The following is a 24,211-nucleotide window of genomic DNA, read 5'->3' as shown; positions in this document are numbered from 1 at the left end:
CCATCGAAACGAAGCAACGTGGTGAGCGTTCACTCCCTAGTGCGTTGAGAGCAGCAATCTCGGCTTCCGCACACCCTCGTTATGTTATGCAATTCAAATGACATAACTACTAGTTTAGGAGGTTCGCTGCCGTATAAGGGGTCAAAATGTCCACCAGTACCACCGAACGATCGGCTCTGGCAGGTCCTCGAATGAAAGCCGTCGTGGCGACGAAATACGGATCCCCAGATGTTCTCCGTGTTACAGAGGTCGCAAAACCGACACCCAAGAATAACGAGGTACTGATACGGATCGCCGCAACGACGGTTGGACCGTCGGATTCTGCCTTTCGGCGAGGCAAACCGTTTGTCGTGCGATTCTTCAGCGGGCTCACGAAGCCGAACTCCATTCTGGGAGACGTGCTCGCCGGAGAGGTCGAGGCAGTCGGTAGCGACGTCACACGATTTGGTGAAGGCGATCGAGTGTTTGGAACCGCTGCTCCCGATAGTGGTGCGCATGCCGAGTACATCTGTCTCCCCGAAGATGGAGCGCTTGCGGTAATGCCGTCGAATATGAGCGATAGCGAAGCTGCCGCAGTTTGTGATGGAGCACTCACGGCGATGGGATTCCTTCGAGATACGGCGGATATTCAGCGTGGCCAATCGATCCTCATCAACGGGGCATCCGGATCGATCGGGACCTTTGCGGTCCAGCTCGCCAACCACTTCGGAGCCGAGATCACCGGCGTCTGCAGTACGAAAAACGTTGACCTGGTGAAATCGCTCGGTGCCGATACGGTCATCGACTATACGCAAACGAACTTCACTACGCTCGGCAAGGAATACGACATCATATTCGACACGGTAGGCAAGAGTTCGTATTCGCGGTGTGAAGACTCGCTCAAGCGAGGTGGGATCTATATGACGACGGTTCCGTCACCGGCGATCCTGTTCCAGATGGGGTGGACAAAGCTATCCGGCAGTAAACGGGCAGTCTTCACCGCCACCGGGTTGAAATCACCGGAAGAGAAGGTCGCCCATCTCCAGTCCTTGAGGAAACTTATCGAAGCCGAAGAAATCCACTCGGTGATCGACAGACGGTACTCGCTGGACGAAATCGCGGACGCTCACCGATACGTCGATACGGGGCACAAAACAGGGAACGTCGTCATTACACTGTCATAAGTTAGTATTCAATACTAACATCGACGTGGTTTACTCCCTTATCGCGAATCTCGTGCGATGATACGTTAAGACTTCCACGGATATCCCTTTCGACGCTGGTCGTCATTTCTTCGTAACTGATGATCAATTCCACTCCGTGATTCGAAAGTTGGGGCAACTACTCCGTTTCATCATCCACAGCGAACGAACCATAATCGATCTCCCCTGCTCGGTCGAATCGGAGCATTTGGACTCCCGTACTCGACGTCTCGGCAGTCGTCAGCACGAGGGCTGCTGGAATCGTTCCGCCCTCGAACAACCGTTTCCCGTCTCCCAAAACTAGGGGGAAGATCCAGAGCCAGAACTCATCGACTAGATCGTGTGCAAGCAGGGTCTGGATCAGATCGTGGCTCCCCTGCACCATAATCACGTCCCCGCGTTCGTCCTTGAGGTCCTCGATGGCTTCCGCGACATCGCCTGAAAGGAGCGTCGAGTTGTTCCATTCCACCGCATCGAGGGTTCTGGAGGCAACGTATTTGGGCATGTTATTCAACTTCTCTGTCATGGGGTCACCCTCCGCATCGACGTTGGGCCAATGGGCGGCGAAGATCTCGTACGTTTTTCTGCCGAGCAACAGCGCATCGGTCTCCGCGAATTGATCGTCCATGACTTCTCCCATCTTCTCATCCCAGTAGTTGACCGACCACCCCCCATGCTCGAAGCCACCGTCACGGTCTTCCTCTGGACCACCTGGTGCCTGCATCACTCCATCGAGTGTCAAGAACGTTCCTACCACGATTTTTCCCGTTTCTTCGTCCGTGTTTGTCTCGCTCATTATAGGGACATCAATCGCTATATTCCTGCAAGACCGTTGTGGCTCAGCAAGTCGATGTATTCCTGCGATAACGATATTCGATAGTTGGGCTTTTTCCTCATTTGTACAGTCTCCGACGTGCTACTCCGGTGCGTTTCCCGGGAAGCGGTCCGGTTTCTCCTTCATACGCTAGACCGTCTCGATATTCAGTGAAACCACGCAGTAACTGGTGATTCGCTCCGGCGAAAATGATAATAACCAACCGATTGTGAAAGACTAGCATGGCAACCGAAACTCCACGGGAAAGTCGTCACGAGGAGATCGAGGAGATACTAAAGACAAAAGATGGTGGCGTAACGGAGGTCCGAGATGAAGCGGATAAGTACACGGTTGTCGGTGCCGCTCACCGACGTACTTTCGCTAACTGGTTGACGCCGATCGAAGAACACTTCGTCTGCCATCGAAACGATATTCCGGACATCGATGCTGATACATGGACCATCTCCCTCACTGGTCACGTCGACGCCGAACTCTCGCTGTCCGACATCATCAACGAGTTTCCGAGGGTTGCGGTAGCACACACGATGGAATGTGCGGGCAACGGTCGCGGCCAACATCGACCCGAAACTGGCAGCGTACAGTGGGGTTTCGAAGCCGGAGCGACCGCTGTCTGGACTGGAACTCCTGTCCGTTCGATTCTCCACGCGAACGGAATAAAATCACCTGCTGAAAAGTGGCTCACTGCTATCGGAGGTGATCCATCGGATGGCGACGACGTGTTCGCTCGTTCGATACCTCTCACGAAGGTGTTCGACGACTGCATCCTCGCCTACGAAATGAACGGCAAACCGCTCCCACGAGAACACGGCTATCCGGTTCGACTGATCGTTCCCGGCTGGTATGGCGTTAACAACGTGAAGTGGGTCGATGAGCTCAAGATCATGGATTCCATGGTGGTCGAGGGTTCTCTCGATAGACCGGGAGAACATGCGTTTTGGCAACAAGTCGCCTATCGCTTGCACCCACAGGGAATCGAGCCCGACACGAATGAGGTTGCCAATACAGGGGACACGTGGGACCAACTAGAGAATGGCGTCAAATACCCGTATACGTTCGACACAAACGTGATGTCAGTGATCGGGACACCGGATGGCGAGTCAAACATCCCAGCACAAACCGAGCCGGTCGAAGTACGCGGTGTTACCTGGGCGGGGGATAACGCAGTCGAACGCGTGGAGGTTTCAACTGACGATGGCGAGACGTGGAACGACGCGGAACTATTCGGCCCTGCGTATGACGGTGCATGGCGGCTATTTCGGTACGATTGGAACGCCACACCAGGACAACATGTCCTCATGTCGCGTGCGACGGATGAACTCGGCCGACGGCAACCCGAACACATCTCCGATCCGGATGGGTGGCACGATGGCCTCGATGGGGACAACTTCCCTTGGAACGAAGGTGGGTACGCCGCGAACGCCTACGAACCGAACGCTGTAACTGTCGAAGTCCGCAAATCGGATGAACACTCTCAACATGAAAATTGAAGCTGTGATGTAGCTTGTCAATTCCCGTCGGCAAATTCAGTATGCGGGTTAGAGTGGCCCATCGCCACTTCGGGGCCGACAGACTAGGTCCCACACTCTGAATCACGAGTAAAGACGTGAGTAGATAATTGAATCGATTAGGGGGAGAAGTTCGTGGACCTGCACCACCATCAACGCCATAAATAGGAGCGCATAGATAACCGATCCTTTGGGGAGCGCAGGGATACCGGTCGCAAGAATCTCGTCAAACTGCGGAATCACGAGGATTGACGAACTTAGCTCCAAATCGTTTTACTGACGATCACATATTTAGAGGATGAACTGGAATTGATAGTATGAACATCACGACTAGCGGGGTAGTGAAATTCCTCTTGATTTTCAGTCTCGTCGGGAGTATTGTCAACGGACAGAGGATAGGCGCGTTGATCAGCCTCACCCTCCTCGTCCTCTGGTACGAGTGGCGAGAATACAAGCAAAAGAACAGCCAAGGCGGGTCTCGGAAAGATACCGAAGACGGGGGAGAACCCACTACGGACTCAGTTTGACCCCGATTAGAATGGACAACGAGGGATCGTATTCAGCCGTTGGCTCGTCAGTTCGGAATACTTCGGTTCTCTTTCAATCAAGCCGACTTCGATTGTCGGTGGTGAGGGTAATATTGTAATCGAGGGGGTCGCGGTTGCGACCCCCTCGTGTTCGCAAGATCAGACGCATTCTACCGTAACCGACACACTACCATGTTTCACCGGCAATGTGGTGTGAATCTCGGGTGGCGACGTCACCGAAGAAGGGGTTCTGCGAACCTCCGTGAGTACAACGCTTTAATCAGCGTCCTCCCTCCGCTACTTCCCCGTTGGCTTCGTGGACTTGCATCCACCTGGCTAAGTCGAGGTGGGCGAACATCATCTCGATGTGATGACCACCGACGCCCGTCGCGTTATCGACCGACAGCGTTCGTGACTCGTCGTGACACAGGTATGACACACAAATAAATCAGCACTTTATATCCGCGTACAAGGGAGCCAGAAAGGAGGACAAGCGTTACCCTAGTTTGCGAAAGGGGGGCTGGAGCCGAGTGTCAAAACCGTCGTCAATGTATGCCTGAATGTCACTAGAGATTCGACACGTTTAAACGATCTCTACTCGGTGGTTTCGTCGCTATAATCTGACTATCAGTTATCGTTTTGTCCATTCCCATCGGCAGCGACGGGGTTGGGAGCGGATTGTGCCGACTCCGATTCAACCGGCGTGATACGTACGTCGGTAACTTTGTACTCGGGGACGTGAGCCTGTGGATCCAAGTGTTCTGCATCGGTCAACCTGTTGGCAATACCGTCGTCGCCGAAATAGTGCATCGGCACAAATATTACGTCTTCGCTTGGCCGTTCGGTTACCTGTGCCAGTACCGTAATCGAATCCGCTCGAGACGTCACTTTGACGTATTCTTCGTCGGAGATACCGAGTTTCTCCGCCGTAGCGGGGTGGATTTCGGCGAACAGTTCATCCGTATACGATCGAATTCCGGGTTCCCGGTTGCTCATCGTCCCGGTGTGATACTGATAAAGGACGCGACCCGTCGTCAACGCCAGCGGGAATTCCTCGTCGTCCATGTCTGCTTCGACCGGGCCTGAGACATCGGTCGGGAACATGTGGGCCTTTCCATCGTCCGTGTTGAACTCGTCCAAATACAGGTTCGGTGTACCAGGATGGTCTTCATCCCAACACGGCCACGGGATACTCCCTTCGGTCTCAAGCCGTTCGTGTGTGATGCCAGCGTAAATCGGCGTGAGTTCGTTGATCTCGTCCATTATCTCGCTCGGGTTCCGGAATCCCCAGTCGTAGCCGAATCGTTTAGCGAGTTTTTGAGTGATCTCCCAGTCGGGTTTCGCGTTGCCAGGTGGATCGACCGCCCGTTTAACGAGTTGAACGTGACGGGTGGAACTCGTAAATGTCCCGTTCGTCTCGACCGACGCGTTTGCAGGGAGGACGACATCTGCATGCTTTGCGGTGTCGGTGAGGAAGATATCCTGTACGGCGAGGAAGTCCAGTCCAGTGATGATCTCGTCAGTGTGATTGAGATTGGGTTCCGAGTAAATGGGATTCTCCCCCTGCACGAACATCCCACGTATTTCGTCATCGTCGGCCGCGAGGAACTGTTCGGTGACAGTGAGGCCCCGCTTATCCGGAAGGTCAACGCCGTAGGCATCTTCGAACTTCTCTCGAGTTTCGTCAGTTGTTACTTTCTGATACCCCGGGAAGTTTCCAGGTGTTGGTCCCATGTCACCACCCCCACCTTGGACGTTATTCTGACCACGGAACGGTGCAAGCCCCGATTTTTCCGTTCCAACGTGGCCGGTGACGAGCGCAAGGTTCGCCATGGAAATGACGTTCTCGGTGCCGTGGCTATGTTCGGTCAGCCCGAGCGTCCAGCAGAACACACACGAGTCGGCCTTGGCGATGGTTTCCGCAGCGTTTTTCAGTTCCTCCGGTGGAACGTTCGTCTTCTCTTCAACGAACTCAGGCGTGAACTTCTCAACACCTTCTTTCACCTCCTCGAAGCCGACCGTTCGTTCCTCGATGAACTCTTCGTCGTGCAGATCGTTTTCGATAATGTATCGGGTCAATCCGTTGATCCAAACAGTGTCATAGCCGGGTTTCACGCGGGAATATTGCGTGGCAAATTGGGCCATCTGGATCTTCCGTGGGTCAAAGACGAACGCGTCTGCGCCGTTATCCTTGATATTCTGTTTGATTTTGGTCGCTAGGACCGGGTGAGCTTCCGTCGTGTTCGACCCCGCCATGACGTAACAGTCGGCATTCTCGAACGCATCGATTCCTGACGAGGCAGCCCCGAATCCTACCGTTTGCGACAGTCCCGCGACGGTCGGCGAGTGACAGAGCCGGTTGCAGTTATCGATGTTGTTCGTTCCGAGTACTTGCCGGGCGAACTTCTGCATCAAGTAGTTTGCCTCGTTCGAGGTCCGAGACGAAGAGATAACGCCCAGTGCGTCAGCCCCGTGTCGCTCTTTGATCCTCCCGAGTTCCGCGACGATGCGTTTGATCGCCTCGTCCCATGAGGCTTCCCGGAACTCACCGTTCTCCTTTATAAGCGGCTGGGTAAGTCTGTCCTCACTATTGACGTACTCATAGCTGAACTTTCCTTTGACACAGGTCGAAATTCCATTTATCGGTGCTTTTTCGGGGTTCGGACGCACGCCGAGAACTTCGCCATCCTTCGAATAGATATCGAACCGACAGCCGACAGCGCAGTAACCACACGTCGTGTCGGTCACATCGACATCCTTGAGTCGGTAGTCGCTTACCGCGTCAGCCGTCTCGAACAACTTCCCCTCGGACATCGTGTTCGCGGCGAAGCTTTCGGCAGCGTGTTCGAGGGCTTCAAAAGCACTGCCGTCTTCGAGTTTTTCCGTTGTGGATTGGGCCTGTTCTTTCGCTCTAGACATGAAGCCTGCGACGCCTTTCTTTTCAGTATCGTCATCAGTCATCGTCGAATTCGGCACCTCCTTTGCGCTGTTTTCGGTGTTCTTTCATCGGCGTCATCTGCCGAGATTGATGCTCATAATCGTCGCCAATGGTCTTGCCGATGCTGTTCTCCTGTGTGAACCCAGGAATCGGAATCGTCGCAACGTCGGTCATTTTTTGTTCGACAAGCGCACCGGTTGGACAAACAGTCGCACAATGACCACAGGAGACACACGTCGATTCCATCATCGTCTCCATGCCATTCTGGAACCCGATTCGTGTGTCGTCCCCGTTCCCTTCTATCCGCAACACCCCTTCCACCTGCACATCGTTACAGGCTTCGACGCAACGATTGCAGAGGATACACTTGTTGCGGTCGATTTGAATGAATGGTGATGACTCGTCCAGTGGTTCGTACTCATCACGGTCGTCGAGGACACCGTATCGTGGCTCGACGACGTTGTTTTCAATAGAAACATCCTGAAGCTCACATCGACCGTTCTTTCCGCAGGTCGTACACCGAAGGTTATGGTCCGAAAGCAGAAGATCGAGATTCACGTCACGTGCGTTTGCTGCTACTTCGGCATCCGTTCGAACGACCATACCGTCCTCTGCCGGGAAGCTACACGATGGAACGATACCATGATTTTCTGTTTCGACCATGCATGTCCGACACTCGCTTCGCGGACCGATTCGGTCGTCTCCATCGTAGGAGCAAAGTGCCGGAACATTCTCTTCAGCGTCAGTTTGCTTGATGGCGTCGAGAAGCGTTCCCCCTTCCTCCACCGTTACTGTTTCACCGTTGATGGTGATTCTCGCACTTTCCGAAGTCTCGACGACTGGGTCGTTCGCTGTCCCTGTCTGGATATAGTCATTCAGCGGAAGGTCGGGACCGTCGTGGGAATCTTCCCAAATGGAATCAGAACTCATTTTCCCTCGGGGTATTGCTGTTTCCTCCTCGAAACTCTCCTGCCTTCTCAGATGAACGTAACTCGGGTTCCATTAGGTAATGCAATCGATTGAAATTCACTCGGGAATTTACTTAGCTATGATGGCAGAATTATTGTCTATAACCAATATAATATTGGATATATTTGAATGCGGTTTCCAGAAACCATAGGTATCTTTCCCCAGGCACACGTTCAGCCATCCTCCATCGTTCGGTGGTCGTCGTTCGTGTACGCACAGTCAGAATATATCGCGACTTCGCGATAGCTCAGCCGTGCAACCATTACGTCGTTCGTCTTGGCGACGTTCTACGCGTGCTCAAGCACATCGAGGTACTTGTCCTCGACTTGCTGACTCTCGGCACGCATCTCGCGAAAGTTGACCAGTTCGGTATTCTGTTCCGAGCGCCGCACTGTTTCGAAAAGCTGGCGGCCTGCATTCGAGGCCCAATCAGAATTCGATTGTAGAGCGTATACCATCTTCCTCCAACGATCCAAACGAGGGCTATATCGATTCCAAATCCTGGTTGTTCATCAGTAGCGATTGTTTCCATTATGATCATTATACTGTTCGATGTAATTGTCGTCTTAGCCGCTGGTTCAAATCTGGACTCGTATCTCTCCGTATATTTGTACCATACTTGGGGAGTCTTTCAATCGCCGATCGTATTTTCTTTGTTTGGTTTGACAGTGAACGTGGTCCCTACCGTTTCGTGTGACTCCTACTGATTCGGATTAGACGGCATGGAACGAAGAGGATTGGAACACATTGAGTTGAGGATGTCCCAGAGTCCTCCCTCCGTTAACCGTCGCCAATTTCTACAAGCGACCATTGCTTCGACCACCGTGCTTGGAACTATCTCGACGGCAACGGCCAGTCAATCGCACGGCCCCTCCCAATATTCCCTCGAACAGGACGGAAAATGTATTCCTATCGAACCGCTCTCAAAGGAACTTCCTGTGGAGAAATTTTATGACTTCCGGACACCATTTACCCATCCGTCATCGTTCCGGTACGCCTCTTTCGGGACGACAAACCTACAACGGAAGAATACGAGCATCCTCTTTCTTTACCAGGGACCGAAAGGGCTGAGTCTCGTCGCGGTTCACGATAAGAAGGGTGTTGGCTCGGGGGGTGCGGTCACGTTCCGAATCACCAATCTTCCTGCAGATGGAGAGATTGCCGTCAAAGACGATAAGTATCCACTTCAGACGAATTACGACCAGTGGGACCTCTCGAAATACCGCAATTCGGACGGAAAGAAAGTGGCGACCCTTGAGGCCAGTTGGGCCCACGGTAAAAAACGCACAGATGGTATGGCCTATCGGGGACTGGGTGACGATTTTGAGTTTACCATTAATCCCGAGTTCAACCAGAAAGCCGTCCTCTCAAATGACACCCATGGAGAAATAAAGCGATGGGAAGTTCTCTCGGGGGACATAAACAACCCCACGCGAACGAAGCTGAATATGAACAAACCGGTCACAATCTCGTCGAAATCGTGCCAGCCGAAGACGACAACACGGCAAACGACCCGAACAACCAAGACGACCAAAACAACCCAAACAAAAACGAGTAGCAACACAGCTACGACAACAGTGAAACAAGCGACCAAGAGTACGAACGACAAACAATCCGTCCTCGGACAGATTTGGAACGACTTTAGTTCGGTACTCCATTCGATAGAGTCCTTTTTCACTAGTCTATTCTGAGAGTATAAGCGCCTCACGGCCATCGATTCTGTCGAATTTGGTCCGCTCACCGCTCATTTTCTTCGTCTCTAAAGATCCATTCCGTCACTGAAACACGAGATCATATCAGAGCTTCCGAGCTGCACCCTCTCCTTCGTGGAAGGCTTTTCTCTACCATCAGGCACTCAATAACAATACTCGAAGCGCACGATAGAAGAATTGCGAGCGTCGCACTACATCAGTCAGGTTGTCGTGTCGTGTGACGCTTGAGCATCGTCAACGAACAAACTCCGCGCCTGATGCCGAACGTCCGTTGTGTGGTTGTGCTGGCACGACCACGCATCGTTTCACGAGAACGGGTTGCTTGTTGGTAGAAGCACCATCGACACCACGTCGATGGCGGCCACTTCGTGGCCCCGGTGGTTCGATTCCACCCCCGTTCGTGAACCATGTCTCAATGAATCTCGGATACGGTTCGGTCACCTGTAGTTTATCGGATACCGTCACGAACCACTAGGTATGTCACCCACGTCTTACCGATGTGTCTGTGGGGCGACTCTCGAGTTCAAACAGGACCTCATCAGGGAACAGGGTGATGTCTATCCAACGTGGAAGTGTAAAGACTGTGGAACGCCAGTTCCTGGACAAATCGGCGAGGAATTGAAACACCAACATCCATCTTGATCGAACATATCGCTGTCAAGGTCGGCGACTTGACCACGAGTATCGTGTTCTCTATTTTCGTAGCCGTCAATTCAGTACCAACCAGAGAACAACCCGCGGACTCAACTTTCTCTTCTTCACGAAGCGTCGGTCGTGTACTCCATTGAGATAGTGAGCTCAACGTCCGAGTGCATTATTGAAGGGATATCTACGTTGGGATTCTACTGTTCAATAGCTCTCTTATCCGCCAGTTTGTAGATTGTATTCTCCATATATAAATTATAAAATTATATTGTGGAGTTGTATAATCTATATCTAGAGACATAATGCAACCAGACGACCAGCAGACGTCTCGACGGACGGTTCTCCGATCAGTTGGCTCACTCGGTGTCGTGGGTATCGCTACCACTGAAATAACCGGTCTTACACAGGGGGAACCCGGCGAGCAAGTAAAACGAATCACGGGACATCTCGAACCGGATGTTCAGAACTGGGTGTACGTTCCGTTCGATGTCGAGGACGATATTACCGAACTACACGTCGAATATGAGTATAACAAATCGGCCGAGAACCTGCTCGATATCGGCATTTTCGACTCCGATGGGCACGCATCTGACGACGTGAGTGGGTTCCGAGGATGGTCCGGTGGTGCACGAACCAAGTTCATGCTCTCTCGTTCGGAGGCGACACCGGGATACTATCCTGGTGAAATCCAGGCCGGAACGTGGTACATCATTCTGGGTCCGTACCGTGTCGGTGCAGAAGGCATAGATTACACGATCGACGTCACCATGCGGTCGTCCACCCCGGGACCCGCTTTCGAGCCACAACCAGCACCAAGCACCCCCGTCAACGAAACCGCAGGCTGGTATCGGGGTGACTTACATCTCCACACCGTTCATTCCGATGGTTCGTATACTCCCGCTGACCTCGTTTCCGGGGTCGTCGATGCTGGCCTCGATTTCTTCGTCTCGACGGAGCACAACACGACGACCGCGAACCAGATTTGGGGCAAACACACCCGTCCAAATCTGCTCATCGTCAACGGTGAGGAGGTAACCACACGTGCGGGCCACTACGGTGCACTCGGTCTCGATTCGGACCAATGGATCGATTGGCGGTACAAACCCACGGATGACGATTTGTCGTCTCACGTCGAGCAGGTACACGATGTCGGAGGACTCGCTGTGGCGAATCATCCATTCTGCCCCTACAAAGGCTGTGATTGGCGATTCGGCTATGAGGTAATGGACGCCATCGAAGTTTGGAACGGACCGTGGACGTGGGAAGACGAGGCCGCACTCCAGACGTGGGACCGAATGCTTCGTGAAGGGCACTATCTTCCGGCTGTCGGGGCGAGTGACGCACACGATTACGACGACCAAATCGGCTTGCCACACACGATTGTCTACGCATCGGAACTCGGAACAGATGCCATTCTCTCCGGTATTTCATCCGGGAACAGTTATCTCGCGCGTTCAGACTCCGTTTCCGTCGATTTGCAAGCGATCAGTGGTTGTCGGAGCGTGATTCCGGGGCAATATCTTCGACGCCCGGAGGATGCGCCTATCGAAGTTGAGATGACTGTAACGGGAGTAAAGGACGCAACTGTTACGTTCCACACGCAGGACAGTATTGTCAAGGCCGTCTCCCTGGCTAGCGATTCGGAACAGGTCTCGTACACTACCAATGCGAAAGCCGCCGAATTTGTTCGTGTTGAAATCAGAGATTCGGACGATACCATGGTTGGGCTCACGAATCCAGTTTTCTTCGAATCAGCATAACGAACCCTCGCTTCAGCTTTTTTCTCCCTGGCACACCGAATGACGTTCACGGACCGCACTGATCAGCGAAGGTTCGCGGAACGTACGGATGCAACGGCCGAGAAACAGCAATCCCTAGACGGTGAGAAAATCAGCTTTGACCCGATAAGTAGTGGTCCAATGGCTCTGCAGAATCCCAGTAGAAATCGAGAAGGCGGTGACCCCAACATCGAGCTTCCTCCGTCTCGGCGATGAATACTGCCTGAGGGTCGTAAGTCCCGTCCAACGTCGGTAGTGAAAGGAGAAGACAGTCATCAGTAACGGTAACCGTAACAGAAACGTCTGTCACGCGCATTGTCTCCTTGGCCTCTATTCGTGACGAGATGGTTTCCTGGATGATGTCGTCGAAAACGGCTTCATCAAAAATGAGTCGCTCTATTTCACCAGTGGTGCCTGCATCGGCCAATTGCTCGTCGTACACTGGTGTGATAGCGCTGATTGCGTTCGCATTTATCAATCGTTCTTCGATTTCAGAGATAGCATTTGATGGTCGCGTTTCGGTAGCCGTTACTACCTGGCCACCAGCAAGCTCTGAAAGACGAAGCCGGAAACGTGGCGGTATTGCAGTCACGTCGTGAGTCTGCCAGAAGTCGGAATCAATCGCAAGTACTGACTCGGTTTGTTGGCAGTTGTCGATGATTTTGGCCGCGACTTTCCCCAGTCCAGTTAGCGACCAGTGGTTCGCTTGCGGGCTATGTATCAATCCTTGTTCCTGGAAGCGAGTTAGTGTGTTGTACACACCCGACTCGCTAGCGAGATCGGAGTCTAGCAGCGATTGGGTCGAATTACAGTCGTTAGCGATCGCAATGAGAATAGACGTTCGTACATCAGATCGGAGTAAAGAGTCGATTAATGACGAGTCATTCATAGCCAGAGTCTTTTATCCGGTCTCATCATTTTTTCGCCTCGCACAAATCACTACCGCAGAATACTACGGTAATTCATACGATACTCGGCACAAACCTTATATTTCGACCAATGTTATCGTATGACAAGCTTGTGATGAACAATGACTAATGTGAGTGCAGACGTCGCAGAATCGATCCTCGGGGCTGCTGAAGAGAAAGCGTCGGAGATCGAGGTACCGATGTGTATCGCCGTCTTCGATGAAGGCGCTAATTTGGTCGCATTTCGCAGAATGGATGATGCTCTCTTAGCGAGCATCGATATTGCCCAGAATAAGGCCTATTCAGCGGTGAGCCTGAAAATGCCGACCCACGAACTAGCAAATGCCAGTCAGCCGAACGAGTCCTTATTCGGGATTCATTCGACGAATGATGACCGTATCGTAATCTTTGGAGGTGGGTATCCCCTTCGTGTTGATGGCGATGTCGTTGGCGCTGTCGGAGTCAGTGGCGGTGCGGTTGAAGAAGACCGAACCGTCGCTGAAGCGGGTGTCGAAGCCTTTGAATCGTAGGACTGCGATCACGAATCCGCTTCAACGGAGTTCGTTTTGCTGATCGGGCACTGTTCGCCCCAAGATGCCTCGCTTGTGCAGTTGTTGGTGACGCCAAATCGAACAATGGTTGTTCTTCTGGCAACCGTTCATGCTGAAGAATAATTCGACGTGGATTACCGTCTCAAAACGCAACCCCGACACCTAGTCGTGAATCATCGGCACCGCGTTTGCAATCACGAGAAGTTCGTCCCGCAGGACACTTTCGACTTGCCAGGGAACTCCCTTTTCCTCGATACCATATTCAACGAAATCGAGTATCTCGGATCGATCACCCGATGGAATACCCGGATCTGTGCCCGCGTCGATGGTGCGATGTTACGGAAAATTCGAGGCGAAAGCCTCGCTCTTCAGGGCGGGGATGAAGCCGACAAACAGTATCCAACCGCCGACGATGGCACTGACTCATCGATGGTGCCCGAAAACTCCTCGATTGGTGGGTGTTCGTGCCGTCGGTGCATGGCAATATGTTTCCACCCTTTCAGTATACAGATTTGGTCAGACTATCGACCGGTGGTCTTTCGTAGGCGTTTGGGCTACGGCGACCGTATGATTCGCGCATTAATCCGTGGAATAGTGGAGAATATCACGGTTGCGGAAAGGCTGCTACGTAGCAGGCTAGCGGATGCTTATTAGAATTGGATAGCTATCCATCAAACTACTCGTTCCAGGATTTGAGCGCGAAGAAATTCGAATATTCGAGATACTGATACCGAAGCGTCGATCCGGCTGGATAGGTGGCAGTGTAGAGGTTTCCATCCGATACGACCGGCGTCCCCGCGGCTGACGGGTTTTCTGACGTTGTTTTGAGGTTACTACTGTCTAATCGGTAAACCCATCGTATGTTACCAGATCTCAGAGCAACAGCGTAAACGACTGCAAACCCCTTCCTAGGGTCGTCTTCCGGAAGGTATCTCCCACCGAGATAGACCGTCTCATCAGCAACAGTTGGGTTACTAAAGAAATCTCCATACAAGTCTGTCGACCACTTCACTGCTCCCGACCGTACGTCGAGAGCAGCAATGCCCGCTTCCGTCGCGTTCGAATGAGGAATGAGAACGTAGTTCTTTGCGACTGCGAGTCGCCCATCCCATCGATTGTGACCTGATGAAGAATACGTCCAATCGATATCACCTGTCGCCGCTGAGCGTGCTTCAACGACAACCCGACTATCATCCCCCTGAATGTAGTCCGACCGAATATAGAATATCCTACCGTTGCTAACCGTGTGATTTCCGAACGTGCGTTTCTCCTCCGGCGCTTGCCAACTGACGGACCCATCAGTCGCATCTAACGCGGTACCGTCGCTACCAAACACAGTACCGTCCGCGTAACTCAACGAACCACCGAGCCCATCGGAGAGTCCACCGACGTTAGCTCTCTTCCAAATCGTTTCCCCACTTTCTGTGTCGAGTGCGTAAGCGCCATCAGCAGTTGCAGTGTACAGTCGATCGTCTTCGACGACCGGCATGAGCCACTTCAGCCGATTCGTCCGTTTCCACTCGATCTCACCGGTTTTTGCGTCGATCGCGTACAATCCGCCCTCGTTGGATCCTGGGTATTCCGGGACCCGCGTCGCGACATACAGAGTACCATCATAAACCGTCGGTGTTTTCGGTCGTGGAAACCGGTTCGTTTCCCAAAGTTGGTCACCTGTCGCACGATCGTATGCCCCAATATATCCGTCTCCCTCTGTGGGACTGTTCGACGTCGTGACCGCGAGATACACCGTTTCATTTGTAACGATCGGCTCGATCGCATCCATGCTCCCCGAGAGATCCATTTTCCAGTCGGTCGTCGGATACAATCGCGGGCCAGAATCTCTAACCGTCCCTGTTCGTCCTGAATCTGACCGATGAGTTGTCCAGCATGAAGATCGTTGGCGGCCTGATTTAGACTCGTTTGCGGTTATTGTTCGACTCTCGAGGGAAGTAGCAGCGATAACGCTCCCCATTGTCTTCAAGATGGTTCTTCGGTTAGCACGGGTGTTTTCTAACATATTCCAAATGAATCCAATAATCGAGAGAAATATTGTTATGTGTTCCCTGAAAATTAGAAGATGATACAATATCTACACTAAATATAATCAAGAGACTCATAACAATATTCTAAACGGGAAATGAGAGAATATGGCGTATGACGCCCCGAAAGAAGGTCGGAAAGGTGGCACAGGATCGATAACTCGAAACGGCGACAGCAACGGAATCCGAACCGATCGTCGATCGACTCATCAAACTTATACGGACGATATCGAATGGGTGGTGTCCTGAATGCCGACGTATAACATCGTGGAACAAGGTGCAGATAGTACTGGGGAAACAGCCATCGACAGCGTCCTGAGTGATTTAGTTGGGAGCGACACGACGATCCTCTTTCCTCAGGGGATCTACAAACTCGACGAGTTCGTCGTCCCTGCTGGGACCGACAATCTGGAATTGATTGCCCCGAACGGCGCTCGTCTCATTCCAGGACAATCGGGAGATAACAGACGGTGGATAGATGTCTATTCTAACGGATTCGTCCTGGACGGGTTCGAATTGGACATGCGGAACGTTCTCGTTCCACCATTCGTACGGATGAATTACAAAGCAGGGGACTGGGAACTTCGTCGCATCATCACCCGTGGAGCGGTGCGCGCCAGCACCGATACCAATGTGGGATCGAACGATTCGAGCGACGCGCGAACGTACTTTCGTCTCTCATCGGCCGAGAACACCCGCGGTCTCTTACAGGATTGTTACTTCCACGACGGAGCGTGTTCCTCTACCGAATCCGGAAATCGACGGGCGATCCTCGTCGAATCGGGCAAAGGTGAGCTCGTTTTCAACCGGTGTTGGTTCGAAAGTTGGGCTGAGAACACGATTTATGCGAAGAAACCGGAAGGTCCGCTAAAGATCTACAACAGTTTCTTCCGTAATTCGCAGAACGGCTTGCGACTCGGGGGAGATTCGGAAGTACGTAACTGCGTCTCGATCAAGGACGACCAGCATCCGATTCAAGCGTGGTCGGGGGGGTCGCTGCAACGGGGTGTGAATGCGGAGGCAGTCGCACCGACGGATGTCGAAAACGGAATCAACAGTTACGACGGCACACTCACGATCGCGGATAGCGACTTCTATCATCGTGATCTGTCTTCCAGTTGCGGCGGGGCGATCATGGCTCCAGCACCATGTGAGCGCATCGACGTTCGAGACGTCCGTGTGAGCTATGCGTCCCACAAGAGCCACGATGCGATCTTCACACGGGAAAAAACGCTGTCGAACGGTACGGAGCTCAATCTCGCGTATCTCCGACTTCAGAACGTCCACGTCACCAACGACCATCCCCGGAGATATGCGATTTCGATCGGTCAGGTTCCGGACGAGTGGGGAACCGTATCGGGCGTTATCGGTGGCAGCGGTGCTCCGACCGATTCGGAATACGTTCGGACCCACATGACTGTCATGGTGATCCGACGCCGCCGGATACGACACCGCCACTTCCGTCTCCGCCAGCAATCGGCGACGTTCCGTTCCAATCAGCCACCCTCGTCCGTATCGATAACAGCGGTAGCGAATCGCCGTCGACGTACGAAATCACCGCCGGAACGGACGTTCTTCCGGCAGGGAATGACGGAGCAACCGTGACCATGACGTGGGGGGAAGACGAATCGCCGGAACGGCCGGGGGAGTCACGACAGGCGACAGGGGGGATACCGGCAGGAGAAACCTACGCATTCTACGTGACGGGCGGTATCGAATCGACGGCATCGAGTGGCCCGGCGACATGGACCGTCGATGGTCTCCCTTACAATCCGGGTGCACCATTCGTAACGAACACGTTCACCGACGATCAGTCATCCGCTGAAGAGTGGCATCCCGCCCAAACCGGTGTCGAACAAACTCGTCCCATGGTTGCGAAACCGCTCTCTTATAACGGTGGACAACCCGTTCACACCCGCCTTCAAACCGGTACCGATGGCGAGTTCGAGTATAAGCTTGAGGAGTGGGAGTATCTCGATGGTGCCCATATCAGTGAGACATTCCACTCGCTCGCAGTGGAATCGGGTGAACAAGAGTTACAGTTGGCCGATGAAACTCCGTATCGGTTGGAAGCGGGGACTGCGGTTGGTACCTCTGATTTCACCACTGTCTTTCTTGGCGACTTCCCCGACAGTGAGATACCCGTCGTCCTCGCGCAATCACAGACGTACAATAGTAATGACCCCATCGTCACACGTGTGACTGGTGTATCCAGCGATTCGTTTTCGATGGTCGTTCAGGAGGAAGATGCCAATGAAGACCACATCGACGAAGCAGTCGGTTACATTGCACTCCAACAAATGGTCGGACAGATGAATGATCTCAATTTCGAGGTACAGCGAACGGAAGAGGCCGTTACTGACGAATGGTATCAGATCGAGTTCCAACAGCAGTATGATACACCTCGGTTCCTCGCGGGGATGCAAACATTCAACGGACGCGATGCGGCAGGGCTACGGTATCGAAACCTCTCCGAAACTGGTGTCCAAGTGAAAGTTGAAGAGGAGCAAAGTGCAGATACTGAGACAGCACACGCGCCGGAGACGATCGGATATGCCGTATTTGAGGGGTCCGTTTAAGTCGTCTGTTCCCTGGGTTATTCAGTCTCCCCGACGTTCCCGCAGTTCCGACATTCCGTATCGTTCCATAGTGTGCTGACGGTGGTTGAGTGACCAAACCAATGGATGTCTTACGCGCCACATCTATTCCGTTCTCTCTAGCGAACATAGTTCTGTTTTGTATTCCAAAAAAGGAATCGACATCACGAATCCCTCAGGAGCCATCTCTCCCGATCTAACAAATCGGAACTACGAGTACCAACCCTATAATGACCATACGAACATCGCTCCTGAGTCAATAGTTACTGCTTTTTGTGGAACTACTGTCAGCGCCTACAACGATATCGGATAGGAGTTGATCGAATTCAAACCGCTTTAGTCTACAGAAACGGATACATCCGATCGGCAGTCCCATCAATCACGAGATATCGAGGAAGGGGATACTCACGACTGCCCCTAACAAGAGGCTCAACAGCGCGGACAGTGAGAAACCACGAACGGATCAGAATTGCATGGATGAAATGAAGAATAACCCGCAATGCATGGATAATTCCTCTCAAGGATGAGACGGACGTAAAACGTCTAACCGTCCGAGTCACCATTTTGCCGCTCAGATTCTTCGGATGACGTAGAGGTGCTGTCTTCTCCAGCGGACTTCGTATCGGCTGTTTCGGATGACGCCGACTCGTCGGCGACATTCTCATCCGGGTCAGGAATCGGATCTGCTGCGGATGCGAACGGCGTTAACTCTTGACCGTGCAGGAGCTCCGGCAAAATGATACGTGTACTGTGAACGAACAGCACTAACAGAAGCGGTCCGAAAAATAACCCATACCAGCCGAATAGCAGCGGGCCAAGAATATAGGCAAACAAAACCAGACCAACGTGGAGATTCCGCCCCGAAATATACGGTCGTAACAATATCTCGGTCAACCCGTCTACGATCACAGCTGAAATCAACAGGAAGACGAAGGGGAACCAGATAAATTGCGGATTGGACATCAATGCACGGGCGGCGAGGTAGAGCCCAACTGGGACATAGACGAGTTTCATGCCGACGATCGGAATCAGACTGGCAAGTCCCGTTAGTAGCCCGAACAAAACTGCCGCAGGAATCGCGACTCCAGTCGGTGCAATGGTATTCAGTATCGTGTAGGTGATCGCAGCGACGATTGCAACGACAAAGGCATTCAGAATGTTGCCAAAATAAATCGTCTCGAGATCGGTATCGACCTCTTCCAAGAAAGCATGGGTTGCACTGTCCGTGCCGCTGATCTGTGACGTAAACCAGTGCGCGAGCTTTTGATCATCACGGAGCAGATAGAACGCGATTATGAGTGCAATGAAGACATGCAATAAGCCGGTCGCAACAGCACCGACGTACCCCCCAGCCGAAGTAAACAGTTCACTCGCGGTTTGTGGGTCGAGAAACTGCGTGAGGCGTTGGGGATCGGAAAGGATGCGGTGAATAGCAACCTGTGTGTTCTGTGTCCCCGCGATCTGTTTCAGATATGGACCGAGGACAGATTCATACTGGTCGAAACTCCCTCCAATGAGCCCTCTAAGCTGTTGAATACTCACGAATACAGTGTACACGAGGAGGAGAATCCCAGGAAATGCAAGCGTGCCCAGAGAGAGTCCCGCAGCCAAACTGCGTGGTTGGACGCGATGTCTTAATCGCCGGTATATCGGCCGTGTTGCGTAGTAGACAAACAACCCAAGAACGATCGTTCCGACGTATGAGTACAGAATAAATGCAAACAGTATTCCTAGTGCGCTGAAGATTAACCACCAGGCAACTCGCTCACGGTTCCGTTCGGGAGTGAAATTCATGTCTCATAGCACGGCAGGACTCAGTCTAAAGCTCTTTGCCCGATATCTAAACACTTTGAACTATTTGAAAACGTATTAGCATCCGTGGGTATTTAAAAATTTTATTAGTGATTGCTAAAAACGAACCGTTCCGCTTCTTATTCCGGATTGACGAGTAGCTTTTTGGATGGCACGGATACTTGCGTTAGATAATAGATTCCGATAGCGAAGAGACCCTGCCCCAGGAAGCAGAAAAATAACAACTCAATCGGAACGTGATATTTGCTGAGTAATTGAATGGCAGCCAAGCTTTCGAACACGCCTCCGATCAAAAACCACGAGCACATTTTCAACACTTGCTCAGAAAAAAGCACATCTGCGAGACGAGACTCTATTGTTCGACCGTCTGAATCCTCCCATACTGTTTGATCAGTACCTTGAACGGGCATCGTCATCTTGCCATATGTTATCATACGATATCAAGACAGGTGATTGTAGAGTTGACAATAGCATATCAGAGGGAGACAAACGAAAGTAAGGGCAACCAGAAGCTGACTACTCGGGGGTCAACTGATACCCAACCAACTACCCCATCCATGGAACCATCCGTACTGCTTAGCATGCTCTCCGAGCAAGCGACCGAATCCCAGTGTCAATCGGCACCGAGCACGCGTTCGACACCCGCTGTGATCTCCTCTTTTACCGCTGCATCCAACTCGACGAGCGGCGGTCGAACCTCGGCGGTTTCGAGCCACCCTCGCGATTCGAGTGCCGCCTTCGTCGCCGGTGCGAACCCGTGGTTCACACACTGTTGGAAGAGGGGAGAAATTAGCTCCGCTCCGATTCTCCGCGCCCGCTCGACCTCCCCCGCGGCGACCGCATCGCGTGCCGCGACGAACGTTTCGGGGATTGCGTTCGATAGTGCGTTGATTCCCCCCGAAGCGCCCATGAGCATTCCCGGAACGACGTAGCTGTCGAAGCCCTGAAAGAGGCGGAAGTCTTCGGGCGTACGATCGGCCACCTCGAGGAAATAGTTGAAATCGCCGCTCGAATCCTTCAGCCCGTGGACGTTCGAGTGACGGGCAACGGTTTCGACGGTGGCGGGTGTAATCTCCTGCCCGGTACAGGACGGGATGTTGTAGAGGAATAGCGGAAGCGACGCGTCGTCGGCGACTGCCGAGAGAAATCGTTCGTTGCCAACCGGGTCGTTCGCACCATGGAAGTACGGGAGGACGATAAGGGCGGCATCAGCACCCGCGTCCGCCGCCATTTCGATGCGCTCCAGCGTGTTGGGAACGGTCGTATCGGCGGTCCCGGCGAGCACCGGTACGTCGTCGGCAGCATCGACCGTCGTCTGCAGGACGGTTTCGTACTCTTCATCGGATAAACTCGCGAATTCGCCGGTCGTTCCGGCCGGGACGAGGCCGTCCATACCTGCTTTACCGAGCCGTTCGACCAATCCCGAAAGCACGGTTTCGTCCACATTTCCGTCAGTGTAAGGCGTGACGAGGGGGCACAACACGCCCTCGAAGGCTTCCGGACTGGATGATGATGACATATGTAACCGATACGAATACGAGGAGTTAATTCTTCTCCAGGGAACCCGTCGGATGTCGGCAATTCGCTCTCTCATTTCATCGCATGTTCCGACGCAAACGCTGATCGACGTCCTGTTGAGGTTATAATCACGTATCCCAAATCTCTCAAATATCCTTTCAATATCTCAAATTTCAATATGCAGACCGAAATGTTGTTTATCGCTCCGTGAGAATGTCCGGTAATGAGTCGAACTCATCGTCAGTCGAAGTCCGGTTCGATTTTTTCGATTTTCCTCGTCGCTGGTTGTGTCTTCACGGTACTTCTATTCTACGCGATTATTTGGATACTGGCTTCGTCCGTGGTAAATCAGACCGGGGTGATCACACGGACGAGAATGGCCTTTGCGTTATCTATCATGCTGATTGGAATGATTGGTATTACGATTGGCGGATCACTCTTTCTCTCGGATCTGTAATTATCGGCTCTGAAACGCCGAGTTTGTTCGGGGCAATCGGAGTTGTAATCGACTGTTGTTGGCAAATCCGTCAACAGTTCTCGAAATTCGCAGACGAAGTATTCAGATGCGTTTTCGACTCGTACCGCAATGGTTTCTATCGCGAACGCTCAGTTCGAAGGAACAGGAGCGGGATACGGTCGAGGAGTGTGACCCTTCTTGACTCATGGATAGTTGTGCAGACACGAGAACATCCGTCCCGGAAACTAATTCACAATTGTGTCTGTTATCTAATTATGTATGAGATTCTACCTACTGATGGCCGAAAGTGATGACAGATATCAATTATAGTGCCAAATAAGAGACGAGGTGCACCCCACAAATAGGGAAATTCCAGTACAATTTCCGGGAGATCGTGTGCGATCTTGCGGTTCCCAAAATAATAAGGACGGAGTTTTCGGGGCGATAGTAGAACGATATTTGTGGAGATTACTACTTCCACCGTAGGATCGGAATGAAGTTCATTTTTCAAAACTGCGTTAGCATTTTCTCAAACGACTTCTCAAGTAAAACGTTCATAATACTGCACTCCCCTCGTACAATCCCATTTAGATGATACTCTCCTTTCACCACGAACCAAATTTATTCTACATATTCACCAATATGACATATATTCCGTATTTTTTCGAAGAGGTGGCAATCCACATGGATTTGGAGCAACTGATGCGGTGGTCCAAAATCACCTTCCAATGACGGAACTTCCCGTCCACATCTCTCCCTGGCTTCAGGACATCTCGTATGGAAATCACAGACGTTCGTTGGACTACCGTTCGTCAATCGCACCAAATCGTCTGAAAACCGTTGGGACCCAAGGGTTCCGGTCGAGAGCGGCGATACCATCCATGACCGTATTCGTCTCGAAGGAACGCTGGTTGCGAAAGCGGTTATACCACCGACAAGTCGAAGATCACCGGGTTCCCACGGTGGAAACCGTTTCGAGGAGGACATCGACGGCGATTCGGATCGACGTTTCATCGATATCGAAATGCGGTGTGTGATGTCCGTCCGGATGGTTGCTCCCGATTCCGATGTAGGTGGCCTTTCCACCTTGTCGTTGCACCCGTCGAATGAGATATGACGCATCCTCGCTCGCACCAAACTGTTCACGTTTCGAGACGTCGGTCACAGTATCGACCTTCGTCGCGGAGTCGGCAACGGCGGTCATCATCTCCTCGTCCGATTCGAACGTCGTCGTCTTTCCGTACGTCTCTATATCGTAACCCACATCGTGCATCTCGGCGGAATGGGTCACGATCCGTTCCGATTTCCCCATCATGTAGTCGTTGATTGCCGTCGTCTCACCGCGAACCTCGATCATCATTTCGGCGCGGTCCGAAATGACGTTCTGCCCGTTGGGGGACGATACCCTTCCGACGTTCACTCGTGACACCCCATCGCTGTGACGGGGGATGGCGTAGAGGTTTTGTATCGCGGTCGTTGCCGCTTGCAGCGCGTTCGCACCTGCTTGCGGTGCATTGCCAGCGTGTGCGGACTGACCGGCAAACCGAACGCGGAACTTGCAGTTACACAGGGGGCGGTCGTATCCCGCGATGACCGTTCCAGTGGGGATACCAAGGCCGAGATGTAACGCGGCGAAATAGTCGATGTCGTCCGCGTGACCGCTTCTCGCCATTGGAATCGCTCCCCGACCACCTTCCTCTGCTGGCTGGAAGAACAACTTTATCGTCCCGTCGAAAGCGGAGTCGTTCAGCGCGCGTGCGAGGCCGATTCCGATGGACGTGTGTCCGTCGTGCCCGCATGCGTGCATCTCATCGGGATGCTTGCTGACGAACCCCTCACGTACCGGCGCGTGTGATTCATCACGCGCTTCCACCAGTTCGAGCGCGTCCATGTCGACGCGAACGCCGACCACCGGTCCGGTTCCGTCGCCGTAGGTACGTTCCGCGACGAGTCCGGTGACGTCCCCCATCCGTTCCAGCAGTTCCTCGGGAACACCCTCGTCGAGAGCACGGGTACGTGCCGAGATGAGCGCATCCTCGTCCGGAACACCGAGCCGATCATCCACGGACATCGCTTCGTCTCCGAGATGAAGGTCGAAACCCAACCGCCGGAGTTCCGTCGCGACGAGTGCAGTGGTTCGGAACTCCTTCCATCCCGCTTCGGGATGTGCGTGCAAGTCCCGCCGAATCTCCACGAGCGAAGCCGTTCCGTTCCACACTGAATCGTCGTAGTCCATCAT

At 52.7% G+C, this 24,211-nt stretch carries 17 protein-coding genes; 8 read left to right on the top strand and 9 right to left on the bottom strand.

The window, feature by feature from the left end; all coding sequences use genetic code 11:
* The first annotated feature begins 146 nt into the window (after positions 1-146).
* Positions 147-1,163 (top strand): NAD(P)-dependent alcohol dehydrogenase, encoded by a 1,017-nt coding sequence (locus NKF25_RS12470; protein WP_342766324.1) that lies wholly within the window; start codon positions 147-149, stop codon positions 1,161-1,163.
* Positions 1,164-1,320: 157 nt separating this feature from the next.
* Here the strand turns inward: NKF25_RS12470 and NKF25_RS12465 are convergent, their stop codons facing one another.
* Complete coding sequence (locus tag NKF25_RS12465; RefSeq protein WP_253226994.1) at positions 1,321-1,977, bottom strand: dihydrofolate reductase family protein; 657 nt, start codon at positions 1,975-1,977, stop codon at positions 1,321-1,323.
* Between the two features lie 260 nt (positions 1,978-2,237).
* On the opposite strand from NKF25_RS12465, the gene NKF25_RS12460 reads away from it, so the two are divergent.
* Both NKF25_RS12460 and NKF25_RS12455 read left to right on the top strand, forming a co-directional pair.
* The gene (locus tag NKF25_RS12460) at positions 2,238-3,503 is read left to right on the top strand and encodes a sulfite oxidase (RefSeq protein ID WP_253226993.1); all 1,266 of its coding nucleotides are present in this window, start codon (positions 2,238-2,240) and stop codon (positions 3,501-3,503) included.
* A 335-nt stretch (positions 3,504-3,838) separates the two neighbouring features.
* A complete protein-coding gene (locus tag NKF25_RS12455) occupies positions 3,839-4,048 on the top strand; it encodes a hypothetical protein (RefSeq protein WP_253226992.1) in 210 nt (69 codons plus the stop codon).
* Between the two features lie 280 nt (positions 4,049-4,328).
* Here the strand turns inward: NKF25_RS12455 and NKF25_RS12450 are convergent, their stop codons facing one another.
* The 3 genes from NKF25_RS12450 to NKF25_RS12440 form a co-directional block, all read right to left on the bottom strand.
* Entirely contained in the window at positions 4,329-4,487 is a 159-nt protein-coding gene (locus NKF25_RS12450; protein WP_253226991.1) for a hypothetical protein, read from the bottom strand.
* A 188-nt stretch (positions 4,488-4,675) separates the two neighbouring features.
* A complete protein-coding gene (gene fdhF, locus NKF25_RS12445; RefSeq protein WP_253226990.1) occupies positions 4,676-7,009 on the bottom strand; it encodes a formate dehydrogenase subunit alpha in 2,334 nt (777 codons plus the stop codon).
* Positions 7,002-7,916 (bottom strand): 2Fe-2S iron-sulfur cluster-binding protein, encoded by a 915-nt coding sequence (locus tag NKF25_RS12440; RefSeq protein WP_253226989.1) that lies wholly within the window; start codon positions 7,914-7,916, stop codon positions 7,002-7,004. Before NKF25_RS12440 ends, fdhF begins: the two co-directional genes overlap by 8 nt.
* A gap of 761 nt (positions 7,917-8,677) precedes the next feature.
* Here NKF25_RS12440 and NKF25_RS12435 point away from each other — a divergent pair.
* A complete protein-coding gene (locus tag NKF25_RS12435; RefSeq protein WP_253226988.1) occupies positions 8,678-9,646 on the top strand; it encodes a hypothetical protein in 969 nt (322 codons plus the stop codon).
* A 968-nt stretch (positions 9,647-10,614) separates the two neighbouring features.
* Positions 10,615-12,072, top strand: coding sequence for a CehA/McbA family metallohydrolase (locus tag NKF25_RS12430; RefSeq protein ID WP_253226987.1), 1,458 nt, complete (start codon positions 10,615-10,617; stop codon positions 12,070-12,072).
* A gap of 130 nt (positions 12,073-12,202) precedes the next feature.
* Here NKF25_RS12430 and NKF25_RS24470 read toward each other — a convergent pair whose 3' ends face one another.
* On the bottom strand, positions 12,203-12,850 hold the full coding sequence (locus NKF25_RS24470) for a transcriptional regulator FilR1 domain-containing protein (protein ID WP_253226986.1): 648 nt from the start codon (positions 12,848-12,850) through the stop codon (positions 12,203-12,205).
* Between the two features lie 270 nt (positions 12,851-13,120).
* Between NKF25_RS24470 and NKF25_RS12420 the strand changes: the two genes are divergently transcribed.
* Positions 13,121-13,528: a heme-binding protein gene (locus tag NKF25_RS12420; RefSeq protein ID WP_253226985.1), complete on the top strand. Its 408-nt coding sequence runs from the start codon at positions 13,121-13,123 to the stop codon at positions 13,526-13,528.
* 697 nt (positions 13,529-14,225) lie between these two features.
* Here the strand turns inward: NKF25_RS12420 and NKF25_RS12415 are convergent.
* Positions 14,226-15,350 carry a PQQ-binding-like beta-propeller repeat protein gene (locus NKF25_RS12415; RefSeq protein ID WP_253226984.1) on the bottom strand — a complete coding sequence of 375 codons (1,125 nt, stop codon included), beginning with the start codon at positions 15,348-15,350 and terminating at the stop codon, positions 14,226-14,228.
* A 487-nt stretch (positions 15,351-15,837) separates the two neighbouring features.
* Here NKF25_RS12415 and NKF25_RS12410 point away from each other — a divergent pair, with 487 nt between their 5' ends.
* A complete protein-coding gene (locus NKF25_RS12410; RefSeq protein ID WP_253226983.1) occupies positions 15,838-17,193 on the top strand; it encodes a hypothetical protein in 1,356 nt (451 codons plus the stop codon).
* A gap of 95 nt (positions 17,194-17,288) precedes the next feature.
* The gene (locus tag NKF25_RS12405; RefSeq protein WP_253226982.1) at positions 17,289-18,167 is read left to right on the top strand and encodes a hypothetical protein; all 879 of its coding nucleotides are present in this window, start codon (positions 17,289-17,291) and stop codon (positions 18,165-18,167) included.
* Between the two features lie 561 nt (positions 18,168-18,728).
* Here the strand turns inward: NKF25_RS12405 and NKF25_RS12400 are convergent.
* The 3 genes from NKF25_RS12400 to NKF25_RS12390 all read right to left on the bottom strand — a co-directional run bounded on the left by NKF25_RS12400 (position 18,729) and on the right by NKF25_RS12390 (position 24,211).
* The gene (locus NKF25_RS12400) at positions 18,729-19,979 is read right to left on the bottom strand and encodes an AI-2E family transporter (RefSeq protein ID WP_253226981.1); all 1,251 of its coding nucleotides are present in this window, start codon (positions 19,977-19,979) and stop codon (positions 18,729-18,731) included.
* Between the two features lie 631 nt (positions 19,980-20,610).
* Positions 20,611-21,516: a dihydrodipicolinate synthase family protein gene (locus NKF25_RS12395; RefSeq protein ID WP_253226980.1), complete on the bottom strand. Its 906-nt coding sequence runs from the start codon at positions 21,514-21,516 to the stop codon at positions 20,611-20,613.
* 1,402 nt (positions 21,517-22,918) lie between these two features.
* Positions 22,919-24,211 carry an amidohydrolase gene (locus NKF25_RS12390; RefSeq protein WP_253226979.1) on the bottom strand — a complete coding sequence of 431 codons (1,293 nt, stop codon included), beginning with the start codon at positions 24,209-24,211 and terminating at the stop codon, positions 22,919-22,921.

The organism is Haladaptatus sp. AB643 (assembly GCF_024136975.1).
Lineage (GTDB): Archaea > Halobacteriota > Halobacteria > Halobacteriales > Haladaptataceae > Haladaptatus.
Note: the sequence above shows the minus strand (reverse complement) of the source record. Positions and strands in the feature narration are given on the sequence as shown.